This is a genomic window from Streptomyces sp. NBC_00354 (assembly GCF_036106915.1).
Lineage (GTDB): Bacteria > Actinomycetota > Actinomycetes > Streptomycetales > Streptomycetaceae > Streptomyces.
This window is the reverse complement of sequence record NZ_CP107983.1, coordinates 4055251-4079428: the sequence shown is the minus strand read 5'-3', so window position 1 is coordinate 4079428 and position 24178 is coordinate 4055251. Positions and strand designations below refer to the sequence as shown.

The window sequence follows — 24178 nt, the reverse complement described above, 5'->3', positions numbered from 1 at the left end:
CGCCTCGGCCTTGGCCTTCGCGGCAGCCTCCGCCTCCGCCTTGGCCTCGGCGTCGGCGTCTGCCTTGGCCTTGGCCTCGGCGTCCGCCTTGGCCTTCGCCGCGGCTTCTGCCTCCGCCTTCGCCTTGGCTTCCGCTTCCGCTTCCGCCTTCGCCTCGGCCTCCGCCGCCTGTTCGGCGGCCAGGGCCTCGGCCGCCAGTTCTGCCTCCGTCGGGGCCGGGGCCTTCACCGACTCCAGGAGGAGCTGGGCCACGTCCACGACCTGGACGGATTCCTTCGCCTGGCCGTCGTTCTTCTTGCCGTTGACCGAGTCCGTCAGCATCACCAGGCAGAACGGGCAGGCCGTCGAGATGATGTCCGGGTTCAGGGACAGGGCCTCGTCGACGCGCTCGTTGTTGATGCGCTTGCCGATCCGCTCTTCCATCCACATCCGCGCGCCACCGGCGCCGCAGCAGAAGCCCCGCTCCTTGTGGCGGTGCATCTCCTGCTGGCGCAGCCCCGGCACGGCCGACATGATCTCGCGCGGCGGCGTGTAGACCTTGTTGTGCCGGCCCAGGTAGCAGGGGTCGTGGTACGTGATCAGACCGTCCACCGGCGTGACCGGCGTCAGCCGGCCCTCGTCGATCAGGTGCTGGAGCAGCTGCGTGTGGTGGATGACCTCGTACTCGCCGCCCAGCTGCGGGTACTCGTTCGCGATGGTGTTGAAGCAGTGCGGGCAGGTGGAGACGATCCGCTTCGCGGACTTCGGCTTCTTCGTCGACGGGTCGTCGTCGTCCTCGCCGAAGGCCATGTTCAGCATGGCCACGTTCTCCTGGGCCAGCTGCTGGAACAGCGGCTCGTTGCCCAGGCGGCGCGGGGAGTCACCGGTGCACTTCTCGTCGCCGCCCATGATCGCGAACTTGACGCCCGCGATGTTCAGCAGCTCCGCGAAGGCCTTCGTGGTCTTCTTCGCGCGGTCCTCGAGAGCGCCCGCGCAGCCGACCCAGTACAGGTAGTCGTACTCGGAGAGGTCCTCGGCGTCCTTGCCGACGATCGGGACCTCGAAGTCGACCTCCTTGGTCCACTCCACGCGCTGCTTCTTGGCCAGACCCCAGGGGTTGCCCTTCTTCTCCAGGTTCTTGAGCATCGTGCCCGCCTCCGACGGGAACGCGCTCTCGATCATCACCTGGTAGCGGCGCATGTCGACGATGTGGTCGATGTGCTCGATGTCGACCGGGCACTGCTCGACGCAGGCACCGCACGTCGTGCAGGACCACAGCACGTCCGGGTCGATGACGCCGTTCTCCTCGGCCGTGCCGATGAGCGGGCGCTCCGCCTCCGCCAGCGCCGCCGCCGGGACGTTCGCCAGCTGCTCCGCCGTGGCCTTCTCGTTGCCCTCCATGTCCTTGCCGCCGCCCGCGAGCAGGTACGGGGCCTTGGCGTGCGCGTGGTCGCGCAGCGACATGATCAGGAGCTTCGGCGACAGGGGCTTGCCGGTGTTCCACGCCGGGCACTGCGACTGGCAGCGGCCGCACTCCGTACACGTGGAGAAGTCGAGGATGCCCTTCCAGGAGAACTGCTCGACCTGGGAGACGCCGAAGACGTCGTCCTCGCCCGGCTCCTCGAAGTCGATCTCCTTGCCGCCGCTCGTCATCGGCTGGAGCGCGCCCAGCGCGGTCGCGCCGTCGGCGTTGCGCTTGAACCAGATGTTCGGGAAGCCGAGGAAGCGGTGCCACGCCACACCCATGTTGGTGTTGAGCGAGACGACGATCATCCAGATCAGCGAGACGCCGATCTTGATCATCGCGGTGAAGTAGATGGCGTTCTGCAGGGTTCCGAGCGAGAGGCTCTTGAACGCCAGGACCAGCGGGTACGAGGCGAAGTACGCCGGCTCGTACGAGTCCACGTGGTGGATCGCGCCCTCGAGACCGCGCAGCGTCAGGATCGCGAGGCCGATGGTGAGGATCACGTACTCGACGAAGTACGCCTGCCAGGCCTTCGAGCCGGTGAAGCGCGACTTGCGGCCCGCCCGGGACGGCAGCGACAGCAGGCGGATGACGATCAGCACGGCGATGCCGAGGATCGTCATGATGCCGATGAACTCGATGTAGAGCTCGAACGGCAGGAAGCCGCCGATGATCGGCAGCGTCCAGTCGGCCTCGAAGAGCTGTCCGTACGCCTGGACCAGCGTCGGCGGCAGCGTCAGGAAGCCGATCGCGACGAACCAGTGCGCGAAGCCGACGATGCCCCAGCGGTTCATCCGGCTGTGGCCGAGGAACTCCCGGACCAGGGTGAGCGTTCGTGCCTTCGGGTCGTCCGTACGGCTGCCTGCCGGTACGGGTTGTCCGAGCTTCACGAAGCGGTAGATCTGCGCCACGGCTCGGGCGAGCAGCGCGACGCCGACCACGGTCAGGACCAGCGACACGATGATCGCGGCGAGTTGCATGGGAGGGCTCCTCGGGCGGGACTTACTAAGCGGTAACTTATTGAGTCAAGGCTTGAGGTTACCCATTCCCCGCGCCGCAATGTAGGTGAGCGTGCGGTGATCTGTGTCGCTCAGGCATGCCTCTGTCGGCACCGCTGTCGGTAGGCCGCCCGAGGGGTCTGAGCCAGGATCGCGAGATCCATCCCCAGCCAATGGCTCTCCACATAGTGCCGGTCCAGCAGGGCCATCTCCTCCCAGGGGAGGTCGGATCGTGCGCTGACCTGCCACAAACCGGTCATTCCGGGCCGTACGAGGAGCCGGTCGGCCCGGTCCGTACGCGGCTCCGCGCGCGGCCCGACCAGTGACATCTCGCCGCGGAGCACGTTCAGCACTTGCGGGATCCCGTCCAGGGCGCACCGCTCCACGGCCGCGCCGAGCCGGCCCGCCGCGTCCGTACGCAGCCGCCACGTCCGGAACGGCCGTCCGGCCAGCCCGGCCGCCGGCTCCCGTACGAAGGCCCGGCCGCCCTGGGCTGCGTACAGCAAGGCGGCGGCGAGCAGCAGCGGCGCCGCGAAGACCCCGAGCAGCACCATGGCCCCGAGGAGGTCGGCCACCCGCTTCGCCGAGAGGTCCGGGCGGTACGGGAGCGAGAGCAGGGACGGGGGCGGGGACGGGGACGGGGAGGGGCGCGGAGTCGCGGGTCGCCGCCGCACGAGGCGCCGGATCGGGGGGAGCGTGAGCGGCGGCAGCGGCATGGGGGCACCCTGCATGCGCCTCCGGCGGTTTCCGTGATGCCGCGCAGTGGACCACCCCAGCGTCGCCCGCTCGGCCCCCCGGTACGGCCCGATGCGACCCCGGCGCCGCCCCCATGCGGCCCCCGTGCGGCCCCCGTGGGGCCTGCCGCAGGCGCCGCCGCGACCCCTGCGGCCCTACCGTCACCCGGTCGGCTTCGAGTGGCCCTGGAGCGCTTCCGGACCGCCTCGCCCGCCCGCCCCCGTGGGGCGTTTCCGCAGGTGGGGCCCTCGCGCCCGGCCGTCCCGCGGCTGCGCGGCGCCGCCCGGGAGGCCCGCGTGAGCGTAAGTCCGGGATAAAAGTTGAGCCCCCTCCACTCACCTCTGTTGACGCCAGCGCAGCGTTACGGCATGGTTGAGTCTGTTCCACTCAAGTCAGCTGGAGGAAATTAAAATGGCACGTGCGGTCGGCATCGACCTGGGCACCACTAACTCCGTCGTCAGCGTTCTGGAAGGCGGCGAGCCCACCGTCATCACCAACGCCGAGGGCGCCAGGACCACGCCGTCCGTCGTCGCCTTCGCCAAGAACGGCGAGGTCCTCGTCGGCGAGGTGGCCAAGCGCCAGGCGGTCACGAACGTTGACCGCACCATCCGCTCCGTCAAGCGCCACATGGGCACTGACTGGAAGATCAACCTGGATGGCAAGGACTTCAACCCGCAGCAGATGAGCGCCTTCATCCTGCAGAAGCTGAAGCGCGACGCCGAGGCCTACCTGGGTGAGAAGGTCACGGACGCGGTCATCACCGTCCCGGCCTACTTCAACGACTCCGAGCGTCAGGCGACGAAGGAAGCCGGCGAGATCGCGGGTCTGAACGTCCTGCGCATCGTCAACGAGCCGACCGCCGCCGCCCTGGCCTACGGCCTGGACAAGGACGACCAGACCATTCTCGTCTTCGACCTCGGTGGCGGCACCTTCGACGTGTCGCTCCTCGAGATCGGCGACGGCGTCGTCGAGGTCAAGGCCACCAACGGTGACAACCACCTCGGTGGTGACGACTGGGACCAGCGCGTCGTCGACTACCTGGTGAAGCAGTTCGCCAACGGCCACGGCGTGGACCTCTCCAAGGACAAGATGGCGCTCCAGCGTCTGCGCGAGGCCGCCGAGAAGGCGAAGATCGAGCTGTCCTCCTCCACGGAGACCACGATCAACCTGCCCTACATCACGGCTTCCGCCGAGGGCCCGCTGCACCTGGACGAGAAGCTCACGCGCGCCCAGTTCCAGCAGCTGACCGCGGACCTCCTGGACCGCTGCAAGACCCCGTTCCACAACGTCATCAAGGACGCCGGCATCCAGCTGTCCGAGATCGACCACGTGGTCCTGGTCGGCGGCTCCACCCGCATGCCGGCCGTCGCCGAGCTCGTCAAGGAGCTCACCGGCGGTCAGGACGCGAACAAGGGCGTCAACCCGGACGAGGTCGTCGCCATCGGCGCCACCCTCCAGGCCGGTGTCCTCAAGGGTGAGGTCAAGGACGTCCTGCTCCTCGACGTGACCCCGCTGTCCCTCGGTATCGAGACCAAGGGCGGCATCATGACCAAGCTCATCGAGCGCAACACCACGATCCCGACCAAGCGGTCCGAGATCTTCACGACGGCCGAGGACAACCAGCCGTCCGTGCAGATCCAGGTCTACCAGGGTGAGCGCGAGATCGCGGCGTACAACAAGAAGCTCGGCATGTTCGAGCTGACCGGCCTGCCGCCGGCCCCGCGTGGCGTCCCGCAGATCGAGGTCTCCTTCGACATCGACGCGAACGGCATCATGCACGTCACGGCCAAGGACCTTGGCACGGGCAAGGAGCAGAAGATGACCGTCACCGGCGGCTCCTCGCTCGGCAAGGACGAGGTCGACCGCATGCGCCAGGAGGCGGAGCAGTACGCGGACGAGGACCTGCGCCGCAAGGAGGCGGCCGAGTCCCGCAACCAGGGCGAGCAGCTCGTCTACCAGACGGAGAAGTTCGTCAAGGACAACGAGGACAAGGTCCCGGCCGAGGTCAAGACCGAGGTCGAGGCCGCCGTCTCCGAGCTGAAGGAGACCCTCAAGGGCGAGGACACGGCCGCGATCCGCACCGCGACCGAGAAGCTCGCCGCGGTCAGCCAGAAGCTCGGCCAGGCCATCTACGCCGACGCGCAGGCCGCCCAGGGCGCAGCCGGCGGCGGCGAGGGCCAGCAGGCCAAGCCCGAGGACGACGTCGTCGACGCCGAGATCGTCGACGAGGACAAGCCGAAGGGCGGCGCTGCCTGATGTCGGAGGAGACCCCGGGTTTCGACGAGAAGCCCGAAGTCCCCGCCGGCGCCACGCCTGACGACGCCGCCGAGCCGAAGGCCGCAGCTTCCTCCGAGGAGGAGGCCGCGGCCCCGGCCGGGGACTCCGGAGCACCGTCCGCTCAGGAGACGGCTCTCCTGGCGCAGCTGGACCAGACCCGTACCGCGCTCGGCGAGCGCACCGCGGACCTCCAGCGGCTCCAGGCGGAGTACCAGAACTACCGCCGCCGGGTGGAGCGGGACCGGATCGCCGTCAAGGAGATCGCGGTCGCGTCCCTCCTGACGGAACTGCTCCCGACCCTGGACGACATCGGCCGGGCGCGGGACCATGGCGAGCTGGTCGGCGGCTTCAAGTCGGTGGCCGAATCGCTGGAGACCGCGGCGGCCAAGATGGGCCTGCAGCAGTTCGGCAAGGAGGGCGAGCCCTTCGACCCGACGATCCACGAGGCCCTGATGCACTCGTACGCGCCGGATGTCACCGAGGACACCTGCGTGGCGATCCTGCAGCCGGGCTACCGGATCGGCGAGCGTACGATCCGCCCCGCGCGGGTCGCGGTGGCCGAGCCCCAGCCGGGCGCGGCCCCGGCCGCCAAGTCCGAGTCCTCGGAGGGCGAAGCACCGTCCGACAAGGACACGGATGCCCCCGAAAAGGGCTGACGCAGTACACGTAGAGGAACGAGAGGAGGGCCACCGGGGATGAGCACGAAGGACTTCGTCGAGAAGGACTACTACAAGGTCCTCGGTGTCCCGAAGGACGCCACCGAGGCCGAGATCAAGAAGGCGTACCGGAAGCTCGCGCGCGAGTTCCACCCGGACGCCAACAAGGGCGACGCCTCGGCCGAGGAGCGCTTCAAGGAGATCTCCGAGGCGAACGACATCCTCGGCGACGCCAAGAAGCGCAAGGAGTACGACGAGGCCCGCGCCCTGTTCGGGAACGGCGGCTTCCGCCCCGGTCCCGGCGGGGGCGGCTCGTTCAACTTCGACCTGGGCGACCTCTTCGGCGGCACCCAGCCGGGTGGCGGCGCGGGCGGCGGGTTCGGCGGCGGCGGTCTGGGCGACGTCTTCGGCGGACTGTTCAACCGCGGCGGCGCGGGCCCCGGTACGCGTGTCCAGCCGCGCCGCGGCCAGGACATCGAGTCGGAGGTCACCCTCTCCTTCACGGAGGCGGTGGACGGGGCCACGGTCCCGCTCCGGATGTCCTCCCAGGCGCCCTGCAAGGCCTGTTCGGGCACCGGCGACAAGAACGGCACGCCGCGCGTGTGCCCGACCTGCGTCGGCACCGGCCAGGTCTCGCGGGGCAGCGGCGGTGGCTTCTCGCTGACCGACCCGTGCGCCGACTGCAAGGGCCGCGGCCTGATCGCGGAGACCCCCTGCGACGTCTGCAAGGGCAGCGGGCGGGCCAAGTCCTCCCGCACCATGCAGGTCCGGATCCCGGCGGGCGTCTCCGACAGCCAGCGGATCCGGTTGCGCGGCAAGGGCGCTCCGGGCGAGCGCGGCGGTCCCGCCGGCGACCTCTACGTGGTCGTCCACGTGGACAGCCACCCGGTGTTCGGCCGCAAGGACGACAACCTGACGGTCACCGTCCCGGTGACGATCGCCGAGGCCGCCCTGGGCGCCGACATCAAGGTCCCGACCTTGAACGGCCCCTCGGTGACGCTGAAGCTCCCGCCGGGCACCCCCAGCGGCCGCACGATGCGGGCCCGCGGCAAGGGAGCGGTCCGCAAGGACGGCAGCCGCGGGGACCTGCTGGTGACGGTGGAGGTCGCTGTTCCGGCCTCGCTGTCGGACAAGGCCCGCGAGGCGCTGGAGATGTACCGCGACGCGACGGAGTCGGAGGACCCGCGCGCCGTGCTGTTCGAGTCCGCGAAGGGAGCATGACATGGACGGCCGCCGACGACCGCCCCGGTTCGGCAACGGGGCGTACGAACTGACCGACGAGACCCCGGTCTACGTGATCTCGGTGGCCGCCCAGCTCTCGGGCCTGCATCCGCAGACCCTGCGCCAGTACGACCGTCTCGGCCTGGTCTCTCCGGACCGGACGGCTGGCCGCGGCCGGCGCTACTCGGCCCGCGACATCGAACTGCTCCGCACGGTGCAGGCGCTGTCCCAGGACGAGGGCATCAACCTGGCCGGCATCAAGCGGATCATCGAGCTGGAGAACCAGGTCGCCGCGCTCCAGCAGCGCGTGGCCGAGCTCGCGGCGGCGGTGGACGGCGCGGCGGCCGTGCTCCAGCAGCGCGAGGCCCAGGTGCACGCCTCGTACCGGCGAGATCTGGTCAAGTACCAGCCGCCGGTACCGGGCAACGCCCTGGTCGTCTGGCGCCCCGCGCCGAAGCGCCAGAGCGACTGACCTCGGCTTCCTCCGGCTGCACGACGCGCAAGCCCTGCATGCACGCACAGGCCCCGCCCGGGATCCCCGGGCGGGGCCTGGCGCGTTCCGGTGCGTTTCAGTCGCCCTCGTCCTCGAGGATCCCGGAGCGGGCGATGAGGAAGCCGAGTTGGGCGCGGCTGCCGCTGCCGAGGGTGCTGGCGAGCTTCGCGATGTGCGCGCGGCAGGTCCGTACGTTCATGCCCAGCCGGCGGGCGATGGCCTCGTCCACGTGGCCCTCGATGAGGAGCTGCGCGATGGTGCGCTGCACGCCCGAGATGCCGCCGCGGGTGTGCTGGTACGTGACTTCCTCCTGGAGGGGCACAGCGCGGTGCCACAGCTGCTCGAACACCTTGATGAGGTAGTCGACCAGGCCCGGGTGGCGCAGCTCCAGGGCGACCTGGCGGTCGTCGCTGGCCGGGATGAAGGCGACGGTCCGGTCGAAGATGATGAGGCGCTCGAAGAGCTCCTCCAGCGTGCGCACCTCGACCTTGCCCGCCTTGAGGAGGTCGACGTACGCGAGCGTGCCGCGGCTGTGCCGGACGGTGTGCTGGTAGAGGGTCCGGATCCGGACACCGCGGTCGGTCAGCGGCTGGTCGCGCTCCAGGGCCTCCGTGAGCTCGAGGCTGGGGCGGGCGCCGCCGGGCTGGATGGTGAGCATCTCGGTGTGGCACTCGGCGGTGGCGAGGTTGAGGGCCGCGTTGATGGGGTCGAAGCCTTCGAGCACGGTGATGGCGTGGGTGCTTGCCGGATTCTGCGCACTGATGGCGAGAAACGGCTCGAAAGCCTCGGACAGTTCGAGAGAATCCCGGCGTCTGTCGCGGATTTCCCGTTCGATCGGATGCAGCCGCTGTGCGAGTGCCACCGCCGGTGGAACCGGACGGAGCGAATTGGCGTCATCAGGGTCTGGCTGCAACAACGCCAGATCGAGCAGGCAAGGTGCCGTTTTGACGTCCCCACGTGCGATACGTCCGGTCCGCAGCGCGCTCGTGTAGAGCCGTGCCCCCTCGCTGCACAGCTCCGTGACCGAGTGGGGATGTGTCGCTTTTGTTCTGTTTATGGTCAAATCTCCACCCCCCAGGGTCCTGAACATGCAAGAACATGATGCATCGTCCCTGTGGCAGTGATGTGCCTGAATGAGCCATCGTCTGACAGGCGGGGGAGAGGATTTCATCAAGTGAGGACGAAGCCGACCATGAACAAGAGAATGCTTCGCTCGGCGCTTGCCACCGTCATCTTCTCGGCTGTGGCCGGTCTGGGACTTGCGGGGGTCACCCTGGGGGGCGCCGAAGGGGGTGCCGCAGGCCTGCGGGCGGCACCGCTCGAGGACAGCGGATGGCGCGCGGCACCGATGGACAGCGGATGGCGCTCGGCCCCCGTCGACGCCGATGCCGGCACCCTTGCCGGGGAGACCGCGGTATGACCCCCGACGACCGCGGATTCCGTCGCGAAATGGCCTCTGCCTACCGCTCCGGCTGGCAGTTCATCGACCTCGCCACGGCCATCCCCCACGCCGGCGACTCGTTGATGGTCACCCTGTTCGGACAGCCCATCGTCATCACGCGCGAGGAGGACGAGGACGTCCGGGCGTACCGGTGCCTGCGCCGCCCCCGCGGCGCGCCGCAGCCCGTCCGCTGCGAGGTGCGCTACGGAATGGTCTTCGTCAACCTTGATCAGCGCGACCACCAGCTCTTCGAACCCGATATCACCACCGCCACCCCCCGCAGTGCCTGAAGCGATTCCCCCGTCGTTGCAGATCGCTCCAGGTGCTTCCCCCACACAACGGCGCCATCGTGGACCTGACCACGATGGCGCCGTTGTGATGTCCGCGTCCAGTCCCTGAACCGGACAAGGTGAAAGCTGAACTGTTTTCGGTTCAGGCGCGGCCCATCGCCCGGTCGAGGGCGATCTCCATGACGACCCGGTCCGGGTTGGGCGAGGGCGTCCGCCCGTAGCGCTCCGCGTAGCGCGCCACCGCCTCGGCGACCGAGGCCTCGTCCGTACGGATCACCGCGTGCCCCTCCAGAGTCGCCCAGCGGCGTCCTGCCATCTGGCACACCGCCACCCGGGCCGGGCCCTGCTCCGTCCCCTGGGCCGCCAGCACGTTGCGGATCTTCTTGCTGTTCTTGTTGCTGATCACCCGGGCCAGGCCGGCCTCCGGGTCGTACGTGACGCCCACCGGCACCACGTGCGGGGTCCCGTCGGGGCGCGGTGTGGTCAGCGTGCAGACGTGCCGCTCCCGCCAGAAGGCGAGGTACTCGGGCGTCGGGTTGAGTACGTCAAGAGCCATGGCCCGAGGGTACGGGAGGGCGCCGATACTGCCCTTGAGTGGAATAGACTCAACTTTGCGCACGCTGCCATAGTCAAAGAGCGAGACTCGAAGAGCGAGAGACCCAAAGCCTGTGTCTGACCTGTCTGAGAGGAGAAGTCGCACGTGGATGCCGAGCTGACCAACAAGAGCCGGGACGCCCTGAACGCGGCCACCAGCCGGGCCGTGAAGGACGGCCACGCGGATCTGACCCCGGCGCACCTGCTGCTGGCCCTGCTCGCCGGCGAGGACAACGAGAACATCACCGACCTCCTCGCGGCCACCGAGGCCGACCAGGCGGCGGTCCGGAACGGCGCCGAGCGGCTGCTGGCGGCCCTGCCCAGCGTCACCGGCTCCACGGTCGCGCCCCCGCAGCCCACCCGCGAGCTGCTCGCCGTACTCGCCGAGGCCGACCAGCAGGCCGGGAAGCTCGGCGACGAGTACCTCTCCACCGAACACCTCCTCATCGCGATCGCCGCCAAGGGCGGCGCGGCCGGTGAGGTCCTTTCCACCCAGGGCGCGACGGCGAAGAAGCTGCTGGACGCCTTCGAGAACGCACGAGGAGGACGGCGGGTGACCACCCCCGATCCCGAGGGCCAGTACAAGGCCCTCGAGAAGTTCGGCACGGACTTCACGGCGGCCGCGCGTGAGGGCAAGCTCGACCCCGTCATCGGCCGCGACCAGGAGATCCGGCGCGTCGTCCAGGTCCTGTCGCGCCGTACGAAGAACAACCCGGTGCTCATCGGCGAGCCCGGCGTCGGCAAGACGGCCGTCGTCGAGGGCCTCGCGCAGCGCATCGTGAAGGGCGACGTCCCCGAGTCCCTCAAGAACAAGCGGCTGGTCTCCCTCGACCTGGGCGCGATGGTCGCGGGCGCGAAGTACCGCGGCGAGTTCGAGGAGCGGCTGAAGACGGTCCTCGCAGAGATCAAGTCCAGCGACGGCCAGATCATCACCTTCATCGACGAGCTGCACACCGTCGTCGGCGCGGGCGCCGGCGGCGATTCGGCCATGGACGCGGGCAACATGCTCAAGCCCATGCTGGCCCGCGGCGAGCTGCGGATGGTCGGCGCGACCACGCTCGACGAGTACCGCGAGCGGATCGAGAAGGACCCGGCGCTGGAGCGGCGCTTCCAGCAGGTGCTGGTCGCCGAGCCGTCCGTCGAGGACACCATCGCGATCCTGCGCGGGCTCAAGGGGCGCTACGAGGCGCACCACAAGGTCGTCATCAACGACAGCGCGCTGGTGGCCGCCGCGACCCTCTCCGACCGGTACATCACCTCCCGCTTCCTCCCCGACAAGGCCATCGACCTGGTCGACGAGGCCGCGTCCCGCCTCCGCATGGAGATCGACTCCTCGCCGCTGGAGATCGACGAGCTGCAGCGCTCGGTCGACCGCCTGCGGATGGAGGAGCTGGCGCTGAAGAACGAGTCCGACCCGGCCTCGATCGAGCGCCTGGAGAAGATCCGCAAGGACCTGGCGGACCGGGAGGAGGACCTGCGGGGCCTGACCGCCCGCTGGGAGAAGGAGAAGCAGTCCCTCAACCGCGTCGGCGAGCTGAAGGAGCGTTTGGACGACCTGCGCGGCCAGGCCGAGCGCGCACAGCGCGACGGCGACTTCGACACCGCCTCCAAGCTGCTCTACGGGGAGATCCCGACGCTGGAGCGCGAGCTGGCCGAGGCCACCGAGGAGGAGGAAGAAGCCTCCAAGACCGGAACCTCAAAGGGCACCATGGTCAAGGACGAGGTCGGCCCCGACGACATCGCGGACGTGGTCGGCGCCTGGACGGGCATCCCGGCGGGCCGTCTCCTCGAAGGGGAGACGCAGAAGCTGCTGCGCATGGAGGACGAGCTGGGCCGCCGCCTGATCGGCCAGGGCGAGGCCGTACGGGCCGTCTCGGACGCCGTACGCCGCACCCGGGCCGGGATCGCGGACCCGGACCGCCCGACCGGCTCGTTCCTCTTCCTGGGCCCGACGGGCGTGGGCAAGACGGAGCTGGCCAAGGCCCTCGCGGACTTCCTCTTCGACGACGAGCGGGCCATGGTCCGCATCGACATGTCGGAGTACTCCGAGAAGCACAGCGTGGCCCGCCTGGTCGGCGCCCCGCCCGGGTACGTCGGCTACGAGGAGGGCGGCCAGCTCACCGAGGCCGTACGCCGCCGCCCGTACTCCGTGGTGCTCCTGGACGAGGTCGAGAAGGCCCACCCCGAGGTCTTCGACATCCTGCTCCAGGTCCTGGACGACGGGCGCCTCACGGACGGCCAGGGCCGCACGGTGGACTTCCGCAACACGATCCTGATCCTGACCTCGAACCTGGGCAGCCAGTTCCTGATGGATCCGGTGAGCTCGGCGGAGGAGAAGCGCGACCGGGTCCTGGAAGTGGTCCGGGCCTCCTTCAAGCCGGAATTCCTCAACCGCCTCGACGACCTGGTGGTCTTCTCCGCGCTGAACGAGCAGGAGCTGGCGAGGATCGCCGAGCTCCAGATCGGCAGCCTCGCCAAGCGCCTGGCGGAGCGCCGCCTGACCCTGGACGTCACCCCCGACGCCCTGGCCTGGCTGGCGGACAAGGGCAACGACCCGGCGTACGGCGCCCGCCCGCTGCGCCGCCTGATCCAGACGGCGATCGGCGACCGCCTGGCCAAGGAGATCCTGGCGGGCGAGGTCCGCGACGGCGACACCGTACGGGTCGACGTGGCCGGCGAGGACCTCATCGTCGGCAAGGCCCTCTGAGGTCCGCCCGGGAGCCCCGGGCTGCGGCGGCCTGCGCGGCCGCGCCCGGGGCCCTCACCCGCCGCATGCCGCTGCGTCCTGCCATACGTCCCCCTGTCGGCCTTATCGGCGGTTTACTCCTGTCCGCCCTGCGCGGATCGTAGGTGCGGGGGTGGACAGGGGGTGGGAGCCATGGGGGAGGATGACATCATCCGCACGAAGGGAAATCACGGTGAGCATCGACCCGGCCTCGATTCCGAACTTCGGAGGGCAGCAGCCCGATCCGCAGGCCACAGGACCGGCGGGCCCCGTCGTCCCCGACCAGGATCTGGTCAAGCAGCTGCTGGAGCAGATGGAGCTCAAGTACGTCGTCGACGACGAGGGTGACCTCGCGGCGCCGTGGGAGGAGTTCCGTACGTACTTCATGTTCCGCGGCGAGGACGAGCAGCAGGTCTTCTCGGTGCGGACCTTCTACGATCGTCCGCACGCGATCGAGGACAAGCCCCAGCTCCTCGAGTCGATCGACGACTGGAACCGCCGCACCCTGTGGCCGAAGGTCTACAGCCACACGCACGACGACGGCTCCGTCCGCCTGATCGGCGAGGCGCAGATGCTGATCGGCACCGGCGTCAACCTGGAGCACTTCGTTTCCTCCACGGTCAGCTGGGTCCGTGCCTCCATCGAGTTCGACAAGTGGCTCGTGGAGCAGCTCGGACTGGAGAAGGAGATCGACTCCACCGACGGTGACGAGAAGGACGGGGACGACGACAACTAGTCGTCGCCACCCGTCACAGCGGCACGCGGGCGATCAGCAGCAGGTACAGCCCGTAGCCGTACGAGAGCCCGGCCAGCCCCGCGGTCACCACGACCGCGGAGCGCGGCCGGGCTCGCGCCATTGCGGCGGCGACCGGCAGGAGCAGCGGGAACGCCGGCAGCAGGAAGCGCGGCTTCGACTCGAAGTAGCCGGCCCCGCCGTAGGTGATCAGCAGCAGTACGGCCGTGTACACGAGCAGCGCCGGCGGCATCCGGTCGAGCAGCAGGAGTACGGCCAGGAGCCCGGCCGCGGCCAGCACGGCCACGGTCACGACGGTGGCGAGGGGTACGTGCCCCCCGGTCAGGACCCGCCAGACGGTGCCCGTCGTGTACGAGCCGAAGTCGAAGCGGGAGCCCCAGCGCCGCTGCACGGTGAAGTACCCGGCCGGATCCCCCGTGCGTATCCCGACGGCGAGGACGTACGCCGCCCAGCCCGCCGGGGCCAGCAGTGCGGCCGCCCACACCTCGGGCGCGCGGGATCTGCGGACGAGCAGCGCGTGCAGGGCGATGGCGGACACGGCGGCGGCGACGGCGATCCCGGTCGGGCGGGTCAGCCCGGCGAGCACGGCGAGGCCCGCGGCCCACAGCCAGCGCCCGCGCAGCACGGTGTACAGGGCCCAGGCGGCGAGCGCGGCCAGCAGCGGCTCGGTGTAGGCGAGGGTGAGCACCACCGCGTGCGGGCTCGCCGCCCACAGCGCCACCAGCAGCACCCCGACGCGCGGGCCGAGCACCAGCTCCCCGACCCGGTACACCCCGACGGCTGCCACCGCGGCGGCGGTCCAGGCGACGAGGAGCCCGGCCCAGGGGGTGGCTCCGGCCAGCCGGACGAGCAGCGGGTACAGCGGGAAGAAGGCGTAGTCGCTCTGCACCAGCCCGGACCCGGCCCACATCTGGGTGCGGCCGTAGCCGTGCACGGCGATGCCGAGGTACCAGACGGAGTCCCAGGAGTGCCCGAGTACGCGGACGGGGCTCCGCCCGGCCCACCACGCCCCGACGGTGAGCACCAGCGCCCCGCCGGCCCGGACGGCGGCGAACACCCCGAGCGCGACGAGGGCGGCGGGCACCCTGCCGGTCCGGAGCTCCTGCGGCCGCACGGAAACCGACGTACTGCCCGTCGCCGTCATGAACCCCGTCTTCCCGCGCTGCGTGCGTACGCCCATCCCGACGAGGAGAGCCTCGGGCACCCTAAAGCTCACCACCTGCGGCAGGGCGTGAATGCCCCCGGAATCTCCGGTGAAATCAGCCCGGCCCGGAGGCGTCCCCCCGATGAGCCCCCGCCTCAGAGCCGCCGCAGGCGCGCGGCGGCCTCTTCGAGGACCTCGGTCTTCTTGCAGAAGGCCCAGCGGACCTGGGTGGCTCCTGCGGACCGGTGGTCGTAGAAGACCTGGTTGGGGATGGCGACGACGCCGCAGCGTTCCGGGAGGGCGCGGCAGAAGGCGAGGCCGTCCTTCTCGCCGAGCGGGGCGATGTCCGTGGTGATGAAGTACGTGCCCCGGGGGCGGAAGACCTCGAAGCCGGCCGCCGCGAGGCCGTCGGCGAGGATGTCGCGCTTGGCGGCCAGGTCGGCGCGGAAGCCCTCGTAGTAGCTGTCGGGGAGGTACAGGGCCTCGGCGATGGCGTACTGGAAGGGCCCCGAGGAGACGTACGTCAGGAACTGCTTCGCCGAGCGGACCGCCGAGACGAGCTCCGGCGGGGCGGTGATCCAGCCGACCTTCCAGCCCGTGAAGGAGAACGTCTTGCCGGCCGAGCTGATGGTGACCGTGCGCTCGCGCATGCCGGGCAGCGAGGCCAGCGGGACGTGGGCGCCCTCGAAGACGAGGTGTTCGTAGACCTCGTCCGTGACGACGAGGAGGTTCCGCTCCACCGCCAGTTCCGCGATCGCCGCGAGCTCGGCCGGGGTCAGGACCGTGCCCGTCGGGTTGTGCGGGGTGTTCAGCAGGAGCAGCCGGGTGCGGGGGGTGACCGCGGCGCGCAGTTCGTCGAGGTCGAGCGTGAAGGCTCCGGCGTCCGGGCGCAGGGTGACCGGCACGCGGGTGGCGCCGGCCATCGCGATGCAGGCCGCGTACGAGTCGTAGTACGGCTCCAGGGCGATGACCTCGTCGCCCGGTTCGAGCAGGGCGAGCAGCGAGGCGGCGATGGCCTCCGTCGCGCCGGCGGTGACCAGGACCTCCGTGTCCGGGTCGTAGGCCAGGCCGTAGAACCGCTGCTGGTGCCGGGCGATCGCGGTGCGCAGCTCCGGGATGCCGGGGCCAGGCGGGTACTGGTTGCCCCGGCCCGAGAGCACGGCGCGGGAGGCCGCCTCGGCGATCTCGGCGGGGCCGTCCGTGTCGGGGAAGCCCTGGCCGAGGTTGATCGACCCGGTGGAGGCGGCCAGGGCCGACATCTCCGCGAAGATCGTCGTACCGAAGGACGCCAGGCGGCGGTTCAGGAGGGGGCGGCTGCCGCCCACGGGTGCGCTCATGGGCGCCATCCTGCGGGGAACCTCTGGACTTGCTCAAGTGTGCTTTGGCCCGGGTGGCGTGCGGGCATCCCCCCTTCACACCCCGGGGGACCGGGGCGATGAACGTGAACGTGAACGGGGGTTGGGTGTCATGTCTGTCTTCGCTTTGGTGTTCGTGGCGCTGGTCGTCCTGGGCTTCGTGCTCCTGGTGCGGAAGGTGGTCCGCGCCTTCACCGGGGCCGATTCCGGCTCGGGCTCCCGGTCGTCGTGGTGGGCGAACGGCGGCGGGTCTTCCAGCTCGTGCGGGGGCGGCTCCTCCTGCGGTTCCTCCTCGTCGTGCGGTGGAGGATCGTCCTCCTGCGGCGGCGGCGGAGGTTGCGGTTCCAGCTGACACGGGGCAGCTGGCGCCGCGTGCGTCGGGGCGTCCGGCGGTTCTCATTTCCGTCGGGCGCCCTCATGTTCGAACTCCCTGGTCCCTCGCCGAGCGACGCGCGGGACGCGTGTGGCTGAACACGTGAACTGTGTAGCCCCCGGGGGGATGTAAACCCAATCAAGTTGGGTAAAAACGCTGTGAGTGCCGTGCCTTTCATGATTCCCTCGGTTGAGTAGACCAGTCCTCGGACCTCCCTGGACTTCCTGTGGACCCGTGCCGGTGTCCCCCCACCCGTTGACTACCGCTGGCGGGCCCCGGCCCCTCTCCCTCGCGCGTTTGCGGAGCCGACTCATGCTCACGACCCTCCAGACCACCTACACCGACACGCGTGCCGCCGATCTCGCCTGGGCCCTGGGTCGGGACCGACTGCCCGCCCTGGCCGTACTGAACCTCGAACTGGCGGGCGCGAAGGTCGAGTTGCGCCTGCTCGGAGCCTCGCACCAGGTGCTCCTGGAGGAGGGCCGGGTGCTCTGCTCGGAGACGGTCGCCTGCATGCCCGGCAGCAGTACGCCGCTGCCGCTGGGCGTGGCCAAGCGGATGGGGGACTGGGAGTACGAGTTCGCCGCGCGGGTCGAGACCCTGTCGCAGGGCTCCTTCGCGGGACGTGCGCAGGAGCTGCTGGCGCTGGTCGCGGATCACCCGAACGGATTGGCCGGAACCTTTCCCGGGAGCCCGCACGCCTTCACCGCCATGCTCGCGCAGCGCCACGAAGGCCAGGTGCGCTGGCGGACCTGGCACGCGTACCCACAGGAAGGCCAGTTGGTGGCCACTCGTACGAGGGTCGGCGGGCGCATGGGCGCACCCGGGGGCGCCCTGGAGTCCGCCGCACGGTAGTGCGGGACTGGGCTGGGCGTTCCGGGGCGCGGGCGCCGCGGACGTCCCCACGCGGTTACGCCAACTGGCTGGAACCGTACGCCACTTACACTCATGTGGGTGACGGGGTGCGAGTGGGCGGTGACGTACCGTTCGCTTCATGATCGACCGTTCCGTCCCGCGCCGGGTGCTCCCGGCTCCGGAGCCGAGGGGCGTGGCGACCCTCCCGGCCGCCCTGCCCGTACGGCCCCGGACCGGCCGACTCCTCGTCCTGGCCACCGTGTTCGTCTGCGCCGCCTGCGGGCTCGTGTACGAACTGGAGCTGCTCGCCCTCGGCTCCTACCTCATCGGCGATTCCGTCACGCAGGCGTCCGTCGTGCTGTCCGTCATGGTCTTCGCGATGGGGGTCGGCTCCCTGCTGGCCAAACGGCTTCGCAGACGGCCCGCGTTCGGATTCGCCGTCATCGAGGCGGGCCTCGCCCTGCTCGGCGGGCTCTCGGCGATGGCGCTGTACGCGAGCTTCGCGTGGCTGGGCGAGTCCCGGCCCGCCCTCGTGGCCTTCTCCTTCGCGATCGGCGTGCTCATCGGCGCCGAGATCCCGCTGCTGATGGTCCTGATCCAGCGGATCCGCAGGCAGGACGCGGGCGGCGCCGTCGCAGACCTGTTCGCCGCCGACTACGTGGGCGCCCTGGTCGGCGGGCTGGCCTTCCCGTTCCTGCTGCTGCCGGTGCTCGGCCAGCTGACCGGCGCCATGCTGACCGGCACCGTCAACGCGGTCGTCGGCGCGGGCCTCGTCCTGTGGCTGTTCCGCCGCGACCTGAGCCGGCGCTCCCGCTGGCTGCTCATCGCCGCGAACGTCACCGTGCTGGCCGTGCTCGCCTGCGCGACCGTCCTCGCCGACGACTTCGAGCGGGTCGCCCGGCGCGCCGTGTACGGCGCCGAGGTCCGGGTCGCGCAGCAGACCGGCGTCCAGGAGCTCGTGCTGACCGGCCCCGCCACCGGCTCCCCGCGCGCCCTCGACCTGTTCCTCGACGGCCGGCTGCGGGTCAGCGGCTACGACGAGTACCGCTACCACGAGGCCCTCGTGCACCCCGCGATGACAGGCCCGCACAGCCGGGTCCTGGTCCTCGGCGGCGGCGACGGGCTCGCGGCGCGCGAGGTGCTGCGCTACCGCGACGTCGCCTCCGTCACCGTCGTCGAGCTCGACCCCGGCGTGGTCCGCCTCGCCCGCACCGACCCGATGCTGTCCGCGCTCAACGGCCGGGCGTACGAGGACCCGCGCCTCGGGGTCGTCACGCAGGACGCGTTCCGCTGGCTGCGGGGGCCGGCCGCCCGGGACCGGTACGACGTCATCGTCTCCGACCTCCCCGACCCGGGCATCACGCCCAGCACGAAGCTGTACTCGCAGGAGTTCTACGGGCTCGCCGCCCGGGCCCTGCGCCCCGGCGGGCGGCTCGCCGTGCACGCCGGACCGCTGGCCACGCGCCCGCGCACGTACTGGACGGTCGAGGCGACGTTGCGCGCGGCCGGCCTGCGCACCGCGCCCTACAGCGCGGGCGGCCGGCTCTCCGGCTTCGCCGCCGGGCCCGACCGCAGCCTCGGCACGACCGACGCGCCGCCGCAGGACTGGGGCCTCGTACTCGCCGCCCGGGACCAGGTCCCCGAGCTGCGCGTGAACCGCGACACGCCGTGGCCGCGCTCGCTGTCCACGCAGTCCCTGCGGGACGCCGCGCGCGACGCCGAGCGCACCCGGGTGGCGGGCCTGGCGCCCTCGACGCTCCCGCACCCGCGGTATTCGTAAGCGCCGGACCGGGTGCGGGAGGGTCTCTCGTCGGTAGGCTCGACCACATGGAGCATCAGGTGTTCGTTCCGGTACCGGCAGACGACCTCCGCGCCGTGCTGCGCGACCCCGCCCGGGTGGCCCGCTGCGTACCCGGGCTCCAGCAGGACGCCGACGCCGCGTCCGGGCCCGTGTCGGGCCGCCTCAAGCTGCGGGTCGGCGGGAACACCGTCACCTACCGCGGGGCCCTGTCCGTCACCGAACGGGATCCGTACGTCTTCACCGTCGCCGGTGAGGGTACGGAGATCCGCGGCAGCGGGACCGTCAAGCTGTCGCTGGCGCTGCTGCTGACCCCGGTGGACGAAGGGACCCGGCTGGGGTTCACCGCCGAGGCCGCCGTCGACGGGCGGGCCGCCGCCTTCCCCCCGGAGGCCACCGCGACCGCCGTCCAGCGGCTCCTGGACCGGGCCGCCGAACAGCTCGCGGCGCTGGCGGCCGAAGCGGCGGAGCCGGTGACCGACGTCATCGCCGAGGCCGAGGAGGCGGAGGGCGATGCACCCGACGAGGAGGACGGCGGCGTCACGGAGGTCACGGCCTCCGTCTTCGACACCGACGTGCCGCCACCGTCCCTGGACCCCTTCATGGACGGCGACTTCGAGGGCCTCCCGGACTTCGGCCGGATCGGGGAGGGCGGCGAGAGCGGCGAGACCGGGGAGATCGACGGGTTCGGCGCTGCCGCGCAGCCCCCCGCCGAGGCCGCCCACGCCCGCCGCACCATGATCGGCCGCAGCGCCGAGGAAGTGGACCACGCACCCCCGCGCGGCCGCTACGCCCCGGTACCGGCCCCCGCGACCGCCGGCGCCGGCGCGAACCTGCGCTGGATCGCCCCGGCCGCCGCCCTGGCGCTGGCCTCGGCGGTCGTGGTCGGCCGGGCCCTGCGCCGCCGCCGCTGACCCCTCCTGCCTCGTCCCTCGTTAGAGTCGGCCGCATGAGTACGCAACTGAGCGCAGGCGGCGCCGAGGTGACCGTCGACCAGGAGAACGGCTGCCGGATCAGCAGCCTGCGCATCGACGGCACGGAGCTGCTCCGTCAAGGCTCCCACTACGGATGCTTCCCGATGGTGCCGTGGTGCGGGCGCACGGCGAACGGGCGGTTCCAGGACGGGGCCGTCGTCCACCAGCTGCCGATCAACCAGCCGCCGCACGCCATCCACGGCTTCGGCCGCGACGCGCCCTGGCGCCCCGCCCGCGTCACCGCCGCCGAGGCGGCGTTCACGTACGACCTCGCCGAGCCCTGGCCGTACCCGGGCCGGGTCACGCAGATCGTCGAGCTGGGCCCCGACTCGCTGACCCTCACCCTGGGCGTCGAGACGTACGGGGACTCCTTCCCGGCCCAGGCGGGCTGGCACCCCTGGTTCCGCCGCAACCTCGGCGCCGGCGGGGAGGACGTACGCCTCGACTTCGCACCCGCCTGGCAGGAGGAGCGCGGCGCCGACCACCTGCCCACCGGCAAGCGCATCGACCCCCTGCCCGGCCCCCGGGACGACTGCTTCGGCATGCCGGAAGGCGTCGAGGCCACCCTGACCTGGCCCGGCGCGCTCGAACTGAAGATCAGCAGCCGGGCGGAATGGGTGGTCGTGTACGACGAGCAGCCCGAGGCCGTCTGCGTGGAGCCGCAGTCCGGCCCGCCGAACGGGCTGAACACCCTGCCGCGCCTGGTCAGCCCCGTGGACCCGCTGGAGATCTCCACGACGTGGACCTGGCGGCGGCTGTCCCGGCCCGGGTCCGTGCACAACTAAGCTCGGGGCCATGAGTGACGTACGCGATGCGCTTCTGCAGCAGATCAAGGACAAGGCCGTCGTGCACGGCAAGGTGACCCTCTCCTCCGGCAAGGAGGCCGACTACTACATCGACCTCCGCCGGATCACCCTGGACGGCGAGGCGGCCCCGATGGTCGGCCAGGTCATGCTCGACCTCACCGCCGACCTGGACTTCGACTGCGTCGGCGGTCTGACCCTGGGCGCCGACCCGGTCGCGACCTCGATGCTCCACGCCTCCGCCGCGCGCGGGGGACGCCTCGACGCCTTCGTCGTCCGCAAGGCGCAGAAGGCCCACGGCATGCAGCGCCGTATCGAGGGCACCGACGTGAAGGGCAAGCGCTGCCTGGTCGTCGAGGACACCTCGACCACCGGCGGGTCCCCGCTGACCGCCGTCGAGGCCGTCCGCGAGGCCGGCGGCGAGGTCGTCGCCGTCGCCACGATCGTGGACCGCGGGGCCGCGGACGCCATCGCCGAGGCGGGCCTGCCCTACCTCACCGGCTACCGGCTCGCCGACCTCGACCTGGCCTGATCCCGCCTGATCTCGCATTCTGGCCCCCCGGAGAACTGGTGACTCAGGTCCCCAGGGCTCCGGGCACAGGTCCTGACCTGCTCTTTCCCGGCCGGACCGAATGTTTCACGTGAAACGGTCGAGCCGGCACGGGTGGAGTGTCGCGCAGAGTCTGGAAGGATGAGCCCGACGGTTACGTCGCCCCCAGGTCAGGGCCAGCAATCGCACACTCCCCGCACATCCAAGGAGCGGACAGATGCCCATCGCAACCCCCGAGGTCTACAACGAGATGCTCGACCGGGCGAAGGCAGGCAAGTTTGCCTACCCGGCGATCAACGTGACCTCGACCCAGACCCTGCACGCTGCACTGCGCGGCTTCGCGGAGGCCGAGAGCGACGGCATCATCCAGATCTCCACCGGTGGTGCGGAGTTCCTGGGTGGCCAGTACAAGAAGGACATGGTCACGGGCGCGGTCGCCCTGGCCGAGTTCGCGCACATCGTGGCGGCGAAGTACGACGTCACCGTCGCGCTGCACACCGACCACTGCCCCAAGGACAAGCTGGACGGATACGTCCGCCCGCTGCTCGAGGTCTCCGCCGAGCGTGTGGCCAAGGGTCTGAACCCGCTCTTCCAGTCGCACATGTGGGACGGCTCCGCCGAGACCCTGGCCGACAACCTGGCCATCGGCCAGGAGCTGCTCGCCAAGGCCGCCGCCGCGAAGATCATCCTCGAGGTCGAGATCACCCCGACCGGTGGCGAGGAGGACGGCGTCACCCACGAGATCAACGACGAGCTGTACACCACCGTCGACGACGCGATCCGCACCGCCGAGGCCCTGGGCCTGGGTGAGAAGGGCCGCTACCTGCTCGCCGCCTCCTTCGGCAACGTGCACGGCGTCTACAAGCCGGGCAACGTGGTCCTGCGTCCCGAGCTGCTGAAGGACCTGCAGCAGGGTGTCGGCGAGAAGTACGGCAAGAGCAGCCCGTTCGACTTCGTCTTCCACGGCGGCTCCGGCTCCTCCGAGCAGGAGATCGCCACCGCGCTGGAGAACGGCGTCGTGAAGATGAACCTCGACACCGACACCCAGTACGCCTTCACCCGCCCGGTCGCGGACCACATGTTCCGCAACTACGACGGTGTCCTGAAGGTCGACGGCGAGGTCGGCAAGAAGTCCACCTACGACCCGCGCACCTGGGGCAAGCTCGCCGAGGCGAGCATGGCCAAGCGCGTCACCGAGGCGTGCGCGAACCTGCGCTCGACGGGCACGAAGCTGAAGTAGTACCCGCTCCACCCGCTCCACCCGCTCCACCCGCTCCACCTGCTCCACCTGTTGTGCCGAAGGGCCCGGCCCACCGTCCTGCGACGGTGGGCCGGGCCCTTCGTCAGCGGGTGGCCAGGGTCGGGTGGTGGGGGCGCGGGCGGCGGACCAGGCTGTGCCGTGCGGGAACCGGAGGGGCCGCCGGCTCCAGGCTGCGGGCGGCGTGGGCCACCGACGCCAGGGTCACGTGCCGGTGCCAGCCCGGCAGGGAACGGCCGGAGAAGTCCCGGAGCCCGATCTCCTGCACGCTGAGGCCGGCCGCGGCCGACACCCGGTGCGCCGTCTTCGTCATCCGCACCAGCGCCCCCGGATCCGTCCGCACCATGTCCGTGACCCACAACTGCGTCGGCAGCCGCCGGGCCGACTCCCACTCGCCGAACAGCAGCACCTCGCGCCGCCGCCCCGGAGCCGGATCCGGCACCATCACCCGGACCGCCGCCACCAGCGAGGTCCGCCGTGCCCCCGGAGCGTCGGGAGCAGCCCACTCCACCGGCATCCGCAGCCCCCTGACGTTCTGCAGGATGTCCCGCGCGGCGAGCGTCCCCGCGCCGAAGCCCGGCAGCCGCGGGTCCGTCACCAGCAGCCGCGCCTCGGGGCTGATCCGCCCCACCACCGGCACCCGCGCCTCGGCGAACCGGTTCAGGGTGGCCCGCGTCGCGATGTCCCGGATGTCCAGCACCACCGGCCGCGGCTCCAGGCCCGACTCCCGCAGGGTGTCGAGCACGCCCGTCACCGCGCACTCCTCGTAGCCCTCGTACGACTCGGTCTGCGCGGCTTCCGGCTCCTCGCCGAGGAACAGCCGCCATCCCACCGGCGTGACCACCCCCGGCGACGTGAACCACATCCCGAACGCCTGCTGCCCGCGGAACATCTGGCCCCGGTGCGGGTCGAAGCGGTGCCCCGCCCCCACCGAGTGCTCCCCGCCCTTCGGGATCGCCATCGGCTGCGCGACCCACACGTTGAGCGGAGCCGCCTGCCCCAGGTACTGCGCCAGGGCCGCGCGGATCGGCTGCCAGTCCCACGTCGACGCCGCGATGAAGTGGTGCAGGCTCTGCTCCGCCGCCGTGGCGCCGGCCCCCGACCCCAGCTGCTGCGCGATGTTGCGGATCGACTTGCGGCCCTCTGCCGCCAGCAGCCCGCGTACGTACTGGCGTCCCCGCTCCCGCTGGTCCTTGCGCCGCAGAGACGTGAACACCGCCGCGCACAGCTCCTCGACGGCCTCGTCCGCGAGCTTCCGTCGTCCCGCCCGGACACCCTGGTACGTACTGCTGCTCGCGCTGCTGATGGTGGTGTTCACGACTCCCCCTTCGTCGATGGCCCCCCTACCGTCCGCCCGCGGCCCCCTCGCCGGGGAGGTGTGCCGGGCACACGACTGGGCCGACTGGTGGTGGGGCGCCCACCACCCCTCACCCCCGGGAG

At 71.0% G+C, this 24178-nt stretch carries 21 protein-coding genes and 1 pseudogene; 15 read left to right on the top strand and 7 right to left on the bottom strand.

The genetic code is table 11. The features are described from left to right. Positions 1 to 216: 216 nt before the first annotated feature. Positions 217 to 2424: pseudogene (locus OHT74_RS18390) on the bottom strand (heterodisulfide reductase-related iron-sulfur binding cluster); the annotation flags it as partial. 110 nt (positions 2425 to 2534) lie between these two features. Further along, positions 2535 to 3158 carry a sugar transferase gene (locus OHT74_RS18385; RefSeq protein WP_328620785.1) on the bottom strand — a complete coding sequence of 208 codons (624 nt, stop codon included), beginning with the start codon at positions 3156 to 3158 and terminating at the stop codon, positions 2535 to 2537. 430 nt (positions 3159 to 3588) lie between these two features. Between OHT74_RS18385 and dnaK the strand changes: the two genes are divergently transcribed. The 4 genes from dnaK to OHT74_RS18365 are packed head-to-tail and all read left to right on the top strand — an operon-like array spanning position 3589 to position 7803. Continuing rightward, a complete protein-coding gene (gene dnaK / locus OHT74_RS18380; protein ID WP_266665520.1) occupies positions 3589 to 5433 on the top strand; it encodes a molecular chaperone DnaK in 1845 nt (614 codons plus the stop codon). Further along, a complete protein-coding gene (gene grpE, locus OHT74_RS18375) occupies positions 5433 to 6110 on the top strand; it encodes a nucleotide exchange factor GrpE (protein WP_266665518.1) in 678 nt (225 codons plus the stop codon). Before dnaK ends, grpE begins: the two co-directional genes overlap by 1 nt. A 39-nt stretch (positions 6111 to 6149) precedes the next feature. Continuing rightward, a complete protein-coding gene (gene dnaJ / locus OHT74_RS18370) occupies positions 6150 to 7331 on the top strand; it encodes a molecular chaperone DnaJ (protein WP_328620784.1) in 1182 nt (393 codons plus the stop codon). A gap of 1 nt (position 7332) precedes the next feature. Further along, positions 7333 to 7803: a heat shock protein transcriptional repressor HspR gene (locus tag OHT74_RS18365; protein ID WP_266665514.1), complete on the top strand. Its 471-nt coding sequence runs from the start codon at positions 7333 to 7335 to the stop codon at positions 7801 to 7803. Positions 7804 to 7900: 97 nt separating this feature from the next. On the opposite strand, the gene OHT74_RS18360 is transcribed toward OHT74_RS18365, so the two are convergent. Continuing rightward, on the bottom strand, positions 7901 to 8914 hold the full coding sequence (locus OHT74_RS18360) for a helix-turn-helix transcriptional regulator (RefSeq protein ID WP_078987796.1): 1014 nt from the start codon (positions 8912 to 8914) through the stop codon (positions 7901 to 7903). A gap of 102 nt (positions 8915 to 9016) precedes the next feature. Between OHT74_RS18360 and OHT74_RS18355 the strand changes: the two genes are divergently transcribed. Both OHT74_RS18355 and OHT74_RS18350 read left to right on the top strand, forming a co-directional pair. Continuing rightward, positions 9017 to 9244, top strand: a complete 228-nt coding sequence (locus OHT74_RS18355) for a hypothetical protein (protein ID WP_266665510.1) — start codon at positions 9017 to 9019, stop codon at positions 9242 to 9244. Continuing rightward, a complete protein-coding gene (locus tag OHT74_RS18350; RefSeq protein ID WP_030152895.1) occupies positions 9241 to 9555 on the top strand; it encodes a hypothetical protein in 315 nt (104 codons plus the stop codon). Before OHT74_RS18355 ends, OHT74_RS18350 begins: the two co-directional genes overlap by 4 nt. A 142-nt stretch (positions 9556 to 9697) precedes the next feature. On the opposite strand, the gene OHT74_RS18345 is transcribed toward OHT74_RS18350, so the two are convergent. After that, complete coding sequence (locus tag OHT74_RS18345; protein WP_266665506.1) at positions 9698 to 10111, bottom strand: pyridoxamine 5'-phosphate oxidase family protein; 414 nt, start codon at positions 10109 to 10111, stop codon at positions 9698 to 9700. Between the two features lie 144 nt (positions 10112 to 10255). On the opposite strand from OHT74_RS18345, the gene clpB reads away from it, so the two are divergent. Together clpB and OHT74_RS18335 are read left to right on the top strand one after the other, a co-directional pair. Then, complete coding sequence (gene clpB, locus OHT74_RS18340; protein WP_266665504.1) at positions 10256 to 12856, top strand: ATP-dependent chaperone ClpB; 2601 nt, start codon at positions 10256 to 10258, stop codon at positions 12854 to 12856. Positions 12857 to 13067: 211 nt separating this feature from the next. After that, positions 13068 to 13610: a YbjN domain-containing protein gene (locus tag OHT74_RS18335; RefSeq protein WP_266627182.1), complete on the top strand. Its 543-nt coding sequence runs from the start codon at positions 13068 to 13070 to the stop codon at positions 13608 to 13610. A 13-nt stretch (positions 13611 to 13623) separates the two neighbouring features. On the opposite strand, the gene OHT74_RS18330 is transcribed toward OHT74_RS18335, so the two are convergent. Both OHT74_RS18330 and OHT74_RS18325 read right to left on the bottom strand, forming a co-directional pair. After that, entirely contained in the window at positions 13624 to 14832 is a 1209-nt protein-coding gene (locus tag OHT74_RS18330) for a hypothetical protein (protein WP_328620783.1), read from the bottom strand. Between the two features lie 95 nt (positions 14833 to 14927). Continuing rightward, positions 14928 to 16118 carry a pyridoxal phosphate-dependent aminotransferase gene (locus tag OHT74_RS18325; protein WP_328620782.1) on the bottom strand — a complete coding sequence of 397 codons (1191 nt, stop codon included), beginning with the start codon at positions 16116 to 16118 and terminating at the stop codon, positions 14928 to 14930. Between the two features lie 121 nt (positions 16119 to 16239). Between OHT74_RS18325 and OHT74_RS18320 the strand changes: the two genes are divergently transcribed. The 7 genes from OHT74_RS18320 (at position 16240) to fbaA (ending at position 22720) form a co-directional block, all read left to right on the top strand. After that, a complete protein-coding gene (locus OHT74_RS18320) occupies positions 16240 to 16479 on the top strand; it encodes a hypothetical protein (protein ID WP_328620781.1) in 240 nt (79 codons plus the stop codon). Between the two features lie 333 nt (positions 16480 to 16812). Continuing rightward, positions 16813 to 17355, top strand: a complete 543-nt coding sequence (locus tag OHT74_RS18315; protein ID WP_266665498.1) for a DUF2617 family protein — start codon at positions 16813 to 16815, stop codon at positions 17353 to 17355. 139 nt (positions 17356 to 17494) lie between these two features. Then, on the top strand, positions 17495 to 19135 hold the full coding sequence (locus OHT74_RS18310; protein WP_328620780.1) for a polyamine aminopropyltransferase: 1641 nt from the start codon (positions 17495 to 17497) through the stop codon (positions 19133 to 19135). 47 nt (positions 19136 to 19182) lie between these two features. After that, complete coding sequence (locus OHT74_RS18305) at positions 19183 to 20067, top strand: SRPBCC family protein (protein WP_328620779.1); 885 nt, start codon at positions 19183 to 19185, stop codon at positions 20065 to 20067. 35 nt (positions 20068 to 20102) lie between these two features. Next, complete coding sequence (locus OHT74_RS18300; RefSeq protein WP_266996073.1) at positions 20103 to 20912, top strand: aldose epimerase family protein; 810 nt, start codon at positions 20103 to 20105, stop codon at positions 20910 to 20912. Between the two features lie 10 nt (positions 20913 to 20922). Continuing rightward, on the top strand, positions 20923 to 21462 hold the full coding sequence (gene pyrE / locus OHT74_RS18295) for an orotate phosphoribosyltransferase (protein ID WP_266665490.1): 540 nt from the start codon (positions 20923 to 20925) through the stop codon (positions 21460 to 21462). Positions 21463 to 21697: 235 nt separating this feature from the next. After that, positions 21698 to 22720, top strand: coding sequence for a class II fructose-bisphosphate aldolase (gene fbaA, locus OHT74_RS18290; protein ID WP_266665488.1), 1023 nt, complete (start codon positions 21698 to 21700; stop codon positions 22718 to 22720). 103 nt (positions 22721 to 22823) lie between these two features. Here fbaA and OHT74_RS18285 read toward each other — a convergent pair whose 3' ends face one another. After that, on the bottom strand, positions 22824 to 24056 hold the full coding sequence (locus OHT74_RS18285) for an IS701 family transposase (protein WP_266665486.1): 1233 nt from the start codon (positions 24054 to 24056) through the stop codon (positions 22824 to 22826). Positions 24057 to 24178 lie beyond the last annotated feature (122 nt).

What these genes read in the sequence shown, in the direction of transcription:
- OHT74_RS18385 (WP_328620785.1), bottom strand. Translation starts at nt 3,158, where the DNA reads ATGCCGCTGCCGCCGCTCACGCTCCCCCCGATCCGGCGCCTCGTGCGG.
- dnaK (WP_266665520.1), top strand. Translation starts at nt 3,589, where the DNA reads ATGGCACGTGCGGTCGGCATCGACCTGGGCACCACTAACTCCGTCGTC.
- grpE (WP_266665518.1), top strand. Translation starts at nt 5,433, where the DNA reads ATGTCGGAGGAGACCCCGGGTTTCGACGAGAAGCCCGAAGTCCCCGCC.
- dnaJ (WP_328620784.1), top strand. Translation starts at nt 6,150, where the DNA reads ATGAGCACGAAGGACTTCGTCGAGAAGGACTACTACAAGGTCCTCGGT.
- OHT74_RS18365 (WP_266665514.1), top strand. Translation starts at nt 7,333, where the DNA reads ATGGACGGCCGCCGACGACCGCCCCGGTTCGGCAACGGGGCGTACGAA.
- OHT74_RS18360 (WP_078987796.1), bottom strand. Translation starts at nt 8,914, where the DNA reads ATGTTCAGGACCCTGGGGGGTGGAGATTTGACCATAAACAGAACAAAA.
- OHT74_RS18355 (WP_266665510.1), top strand. Translation starts at nt 9,017, where the DNA reads ATGAACAAGAGAATGCTTCGCTCGGCGCTTGCCACCGTCATCTTCTCG.
- OHT74_RS18350 (WP_030152895.1), top strand. Translation starts at nt 9,241, where the DNA reads ATGACCCCCGACGACCGCGGATTCCGTCGCGAAATGGCCTCTGCCTAC.
- OHT74_RS18345 (WP_266665506.1), bottom strand. Translation starts at nt 10,111, where the DNA reads ATGGCTCTTGACGTACTCAACCCGACGCCCGAGTACCTCGCCTTCTGG.
- OHT74_RS18325 (WP_328620782.1), bottom strand. Translation starts at nt 16,118, where the DNA reads ATGGCGCCCATGAGCGCACCCGTGGGCGGCAGCCGCCCCCTCCTGAAC.
- OHT74_RS18320 (WP_328620781.1), top strand. Translation starts at nt 16,240, where the DNA reads ATGTCTGTCTTCGCTTTGGTGTTCGTGGCGCTGGTCGTCCTGGGCTTC.
- OHT74_RS18315 (WP_266665498.1), top strand. Translation starts at nt 16,813, where the DNA reads ATGCTCACGACCCTCCAGACCACCTACACCGACACGCGTGCCGCCGAT.
- OHT74_RS18310 (WP_328620780.1), top strand. Translation starts at nt 17,495, where the DNA reads ATGATCGACCGTTCCGTCCCGCGCCGGGTGCTCCCGGCTCCGGAGCCG.
- OHT74_RS18305 (WP_328620779.1), top strand. Translation starts at nt 19,183, where the DNA reads ATGGAGCATCAGGTGTTCGTTCCGGTACCGGCAGACGACCTCCGCGCC.
- OHT74_RS18300 (WP_266996073.1), top strand. Translation starts at nt 20,103, where the DNA reads ATGAGTACGCAACTGAGCGCAGGCGGCGCCGAGGTGACCGTCGACCAG.
- pyrE (WP_266665490.1), top strand. Translation starts at nt 20,923, where the DNA reads ATGAGTGACGTACGCGATGCGCTTCTGCAGCAGATCAAGGACAAGGCC.
- fbaA (WP_266665488.1), top strand. Translation starts at nt 21,698, where the DNA reads ATGCCCATCGCAACCCCCGAGGTCTACAACGAGATGCTCGACCGGGCG.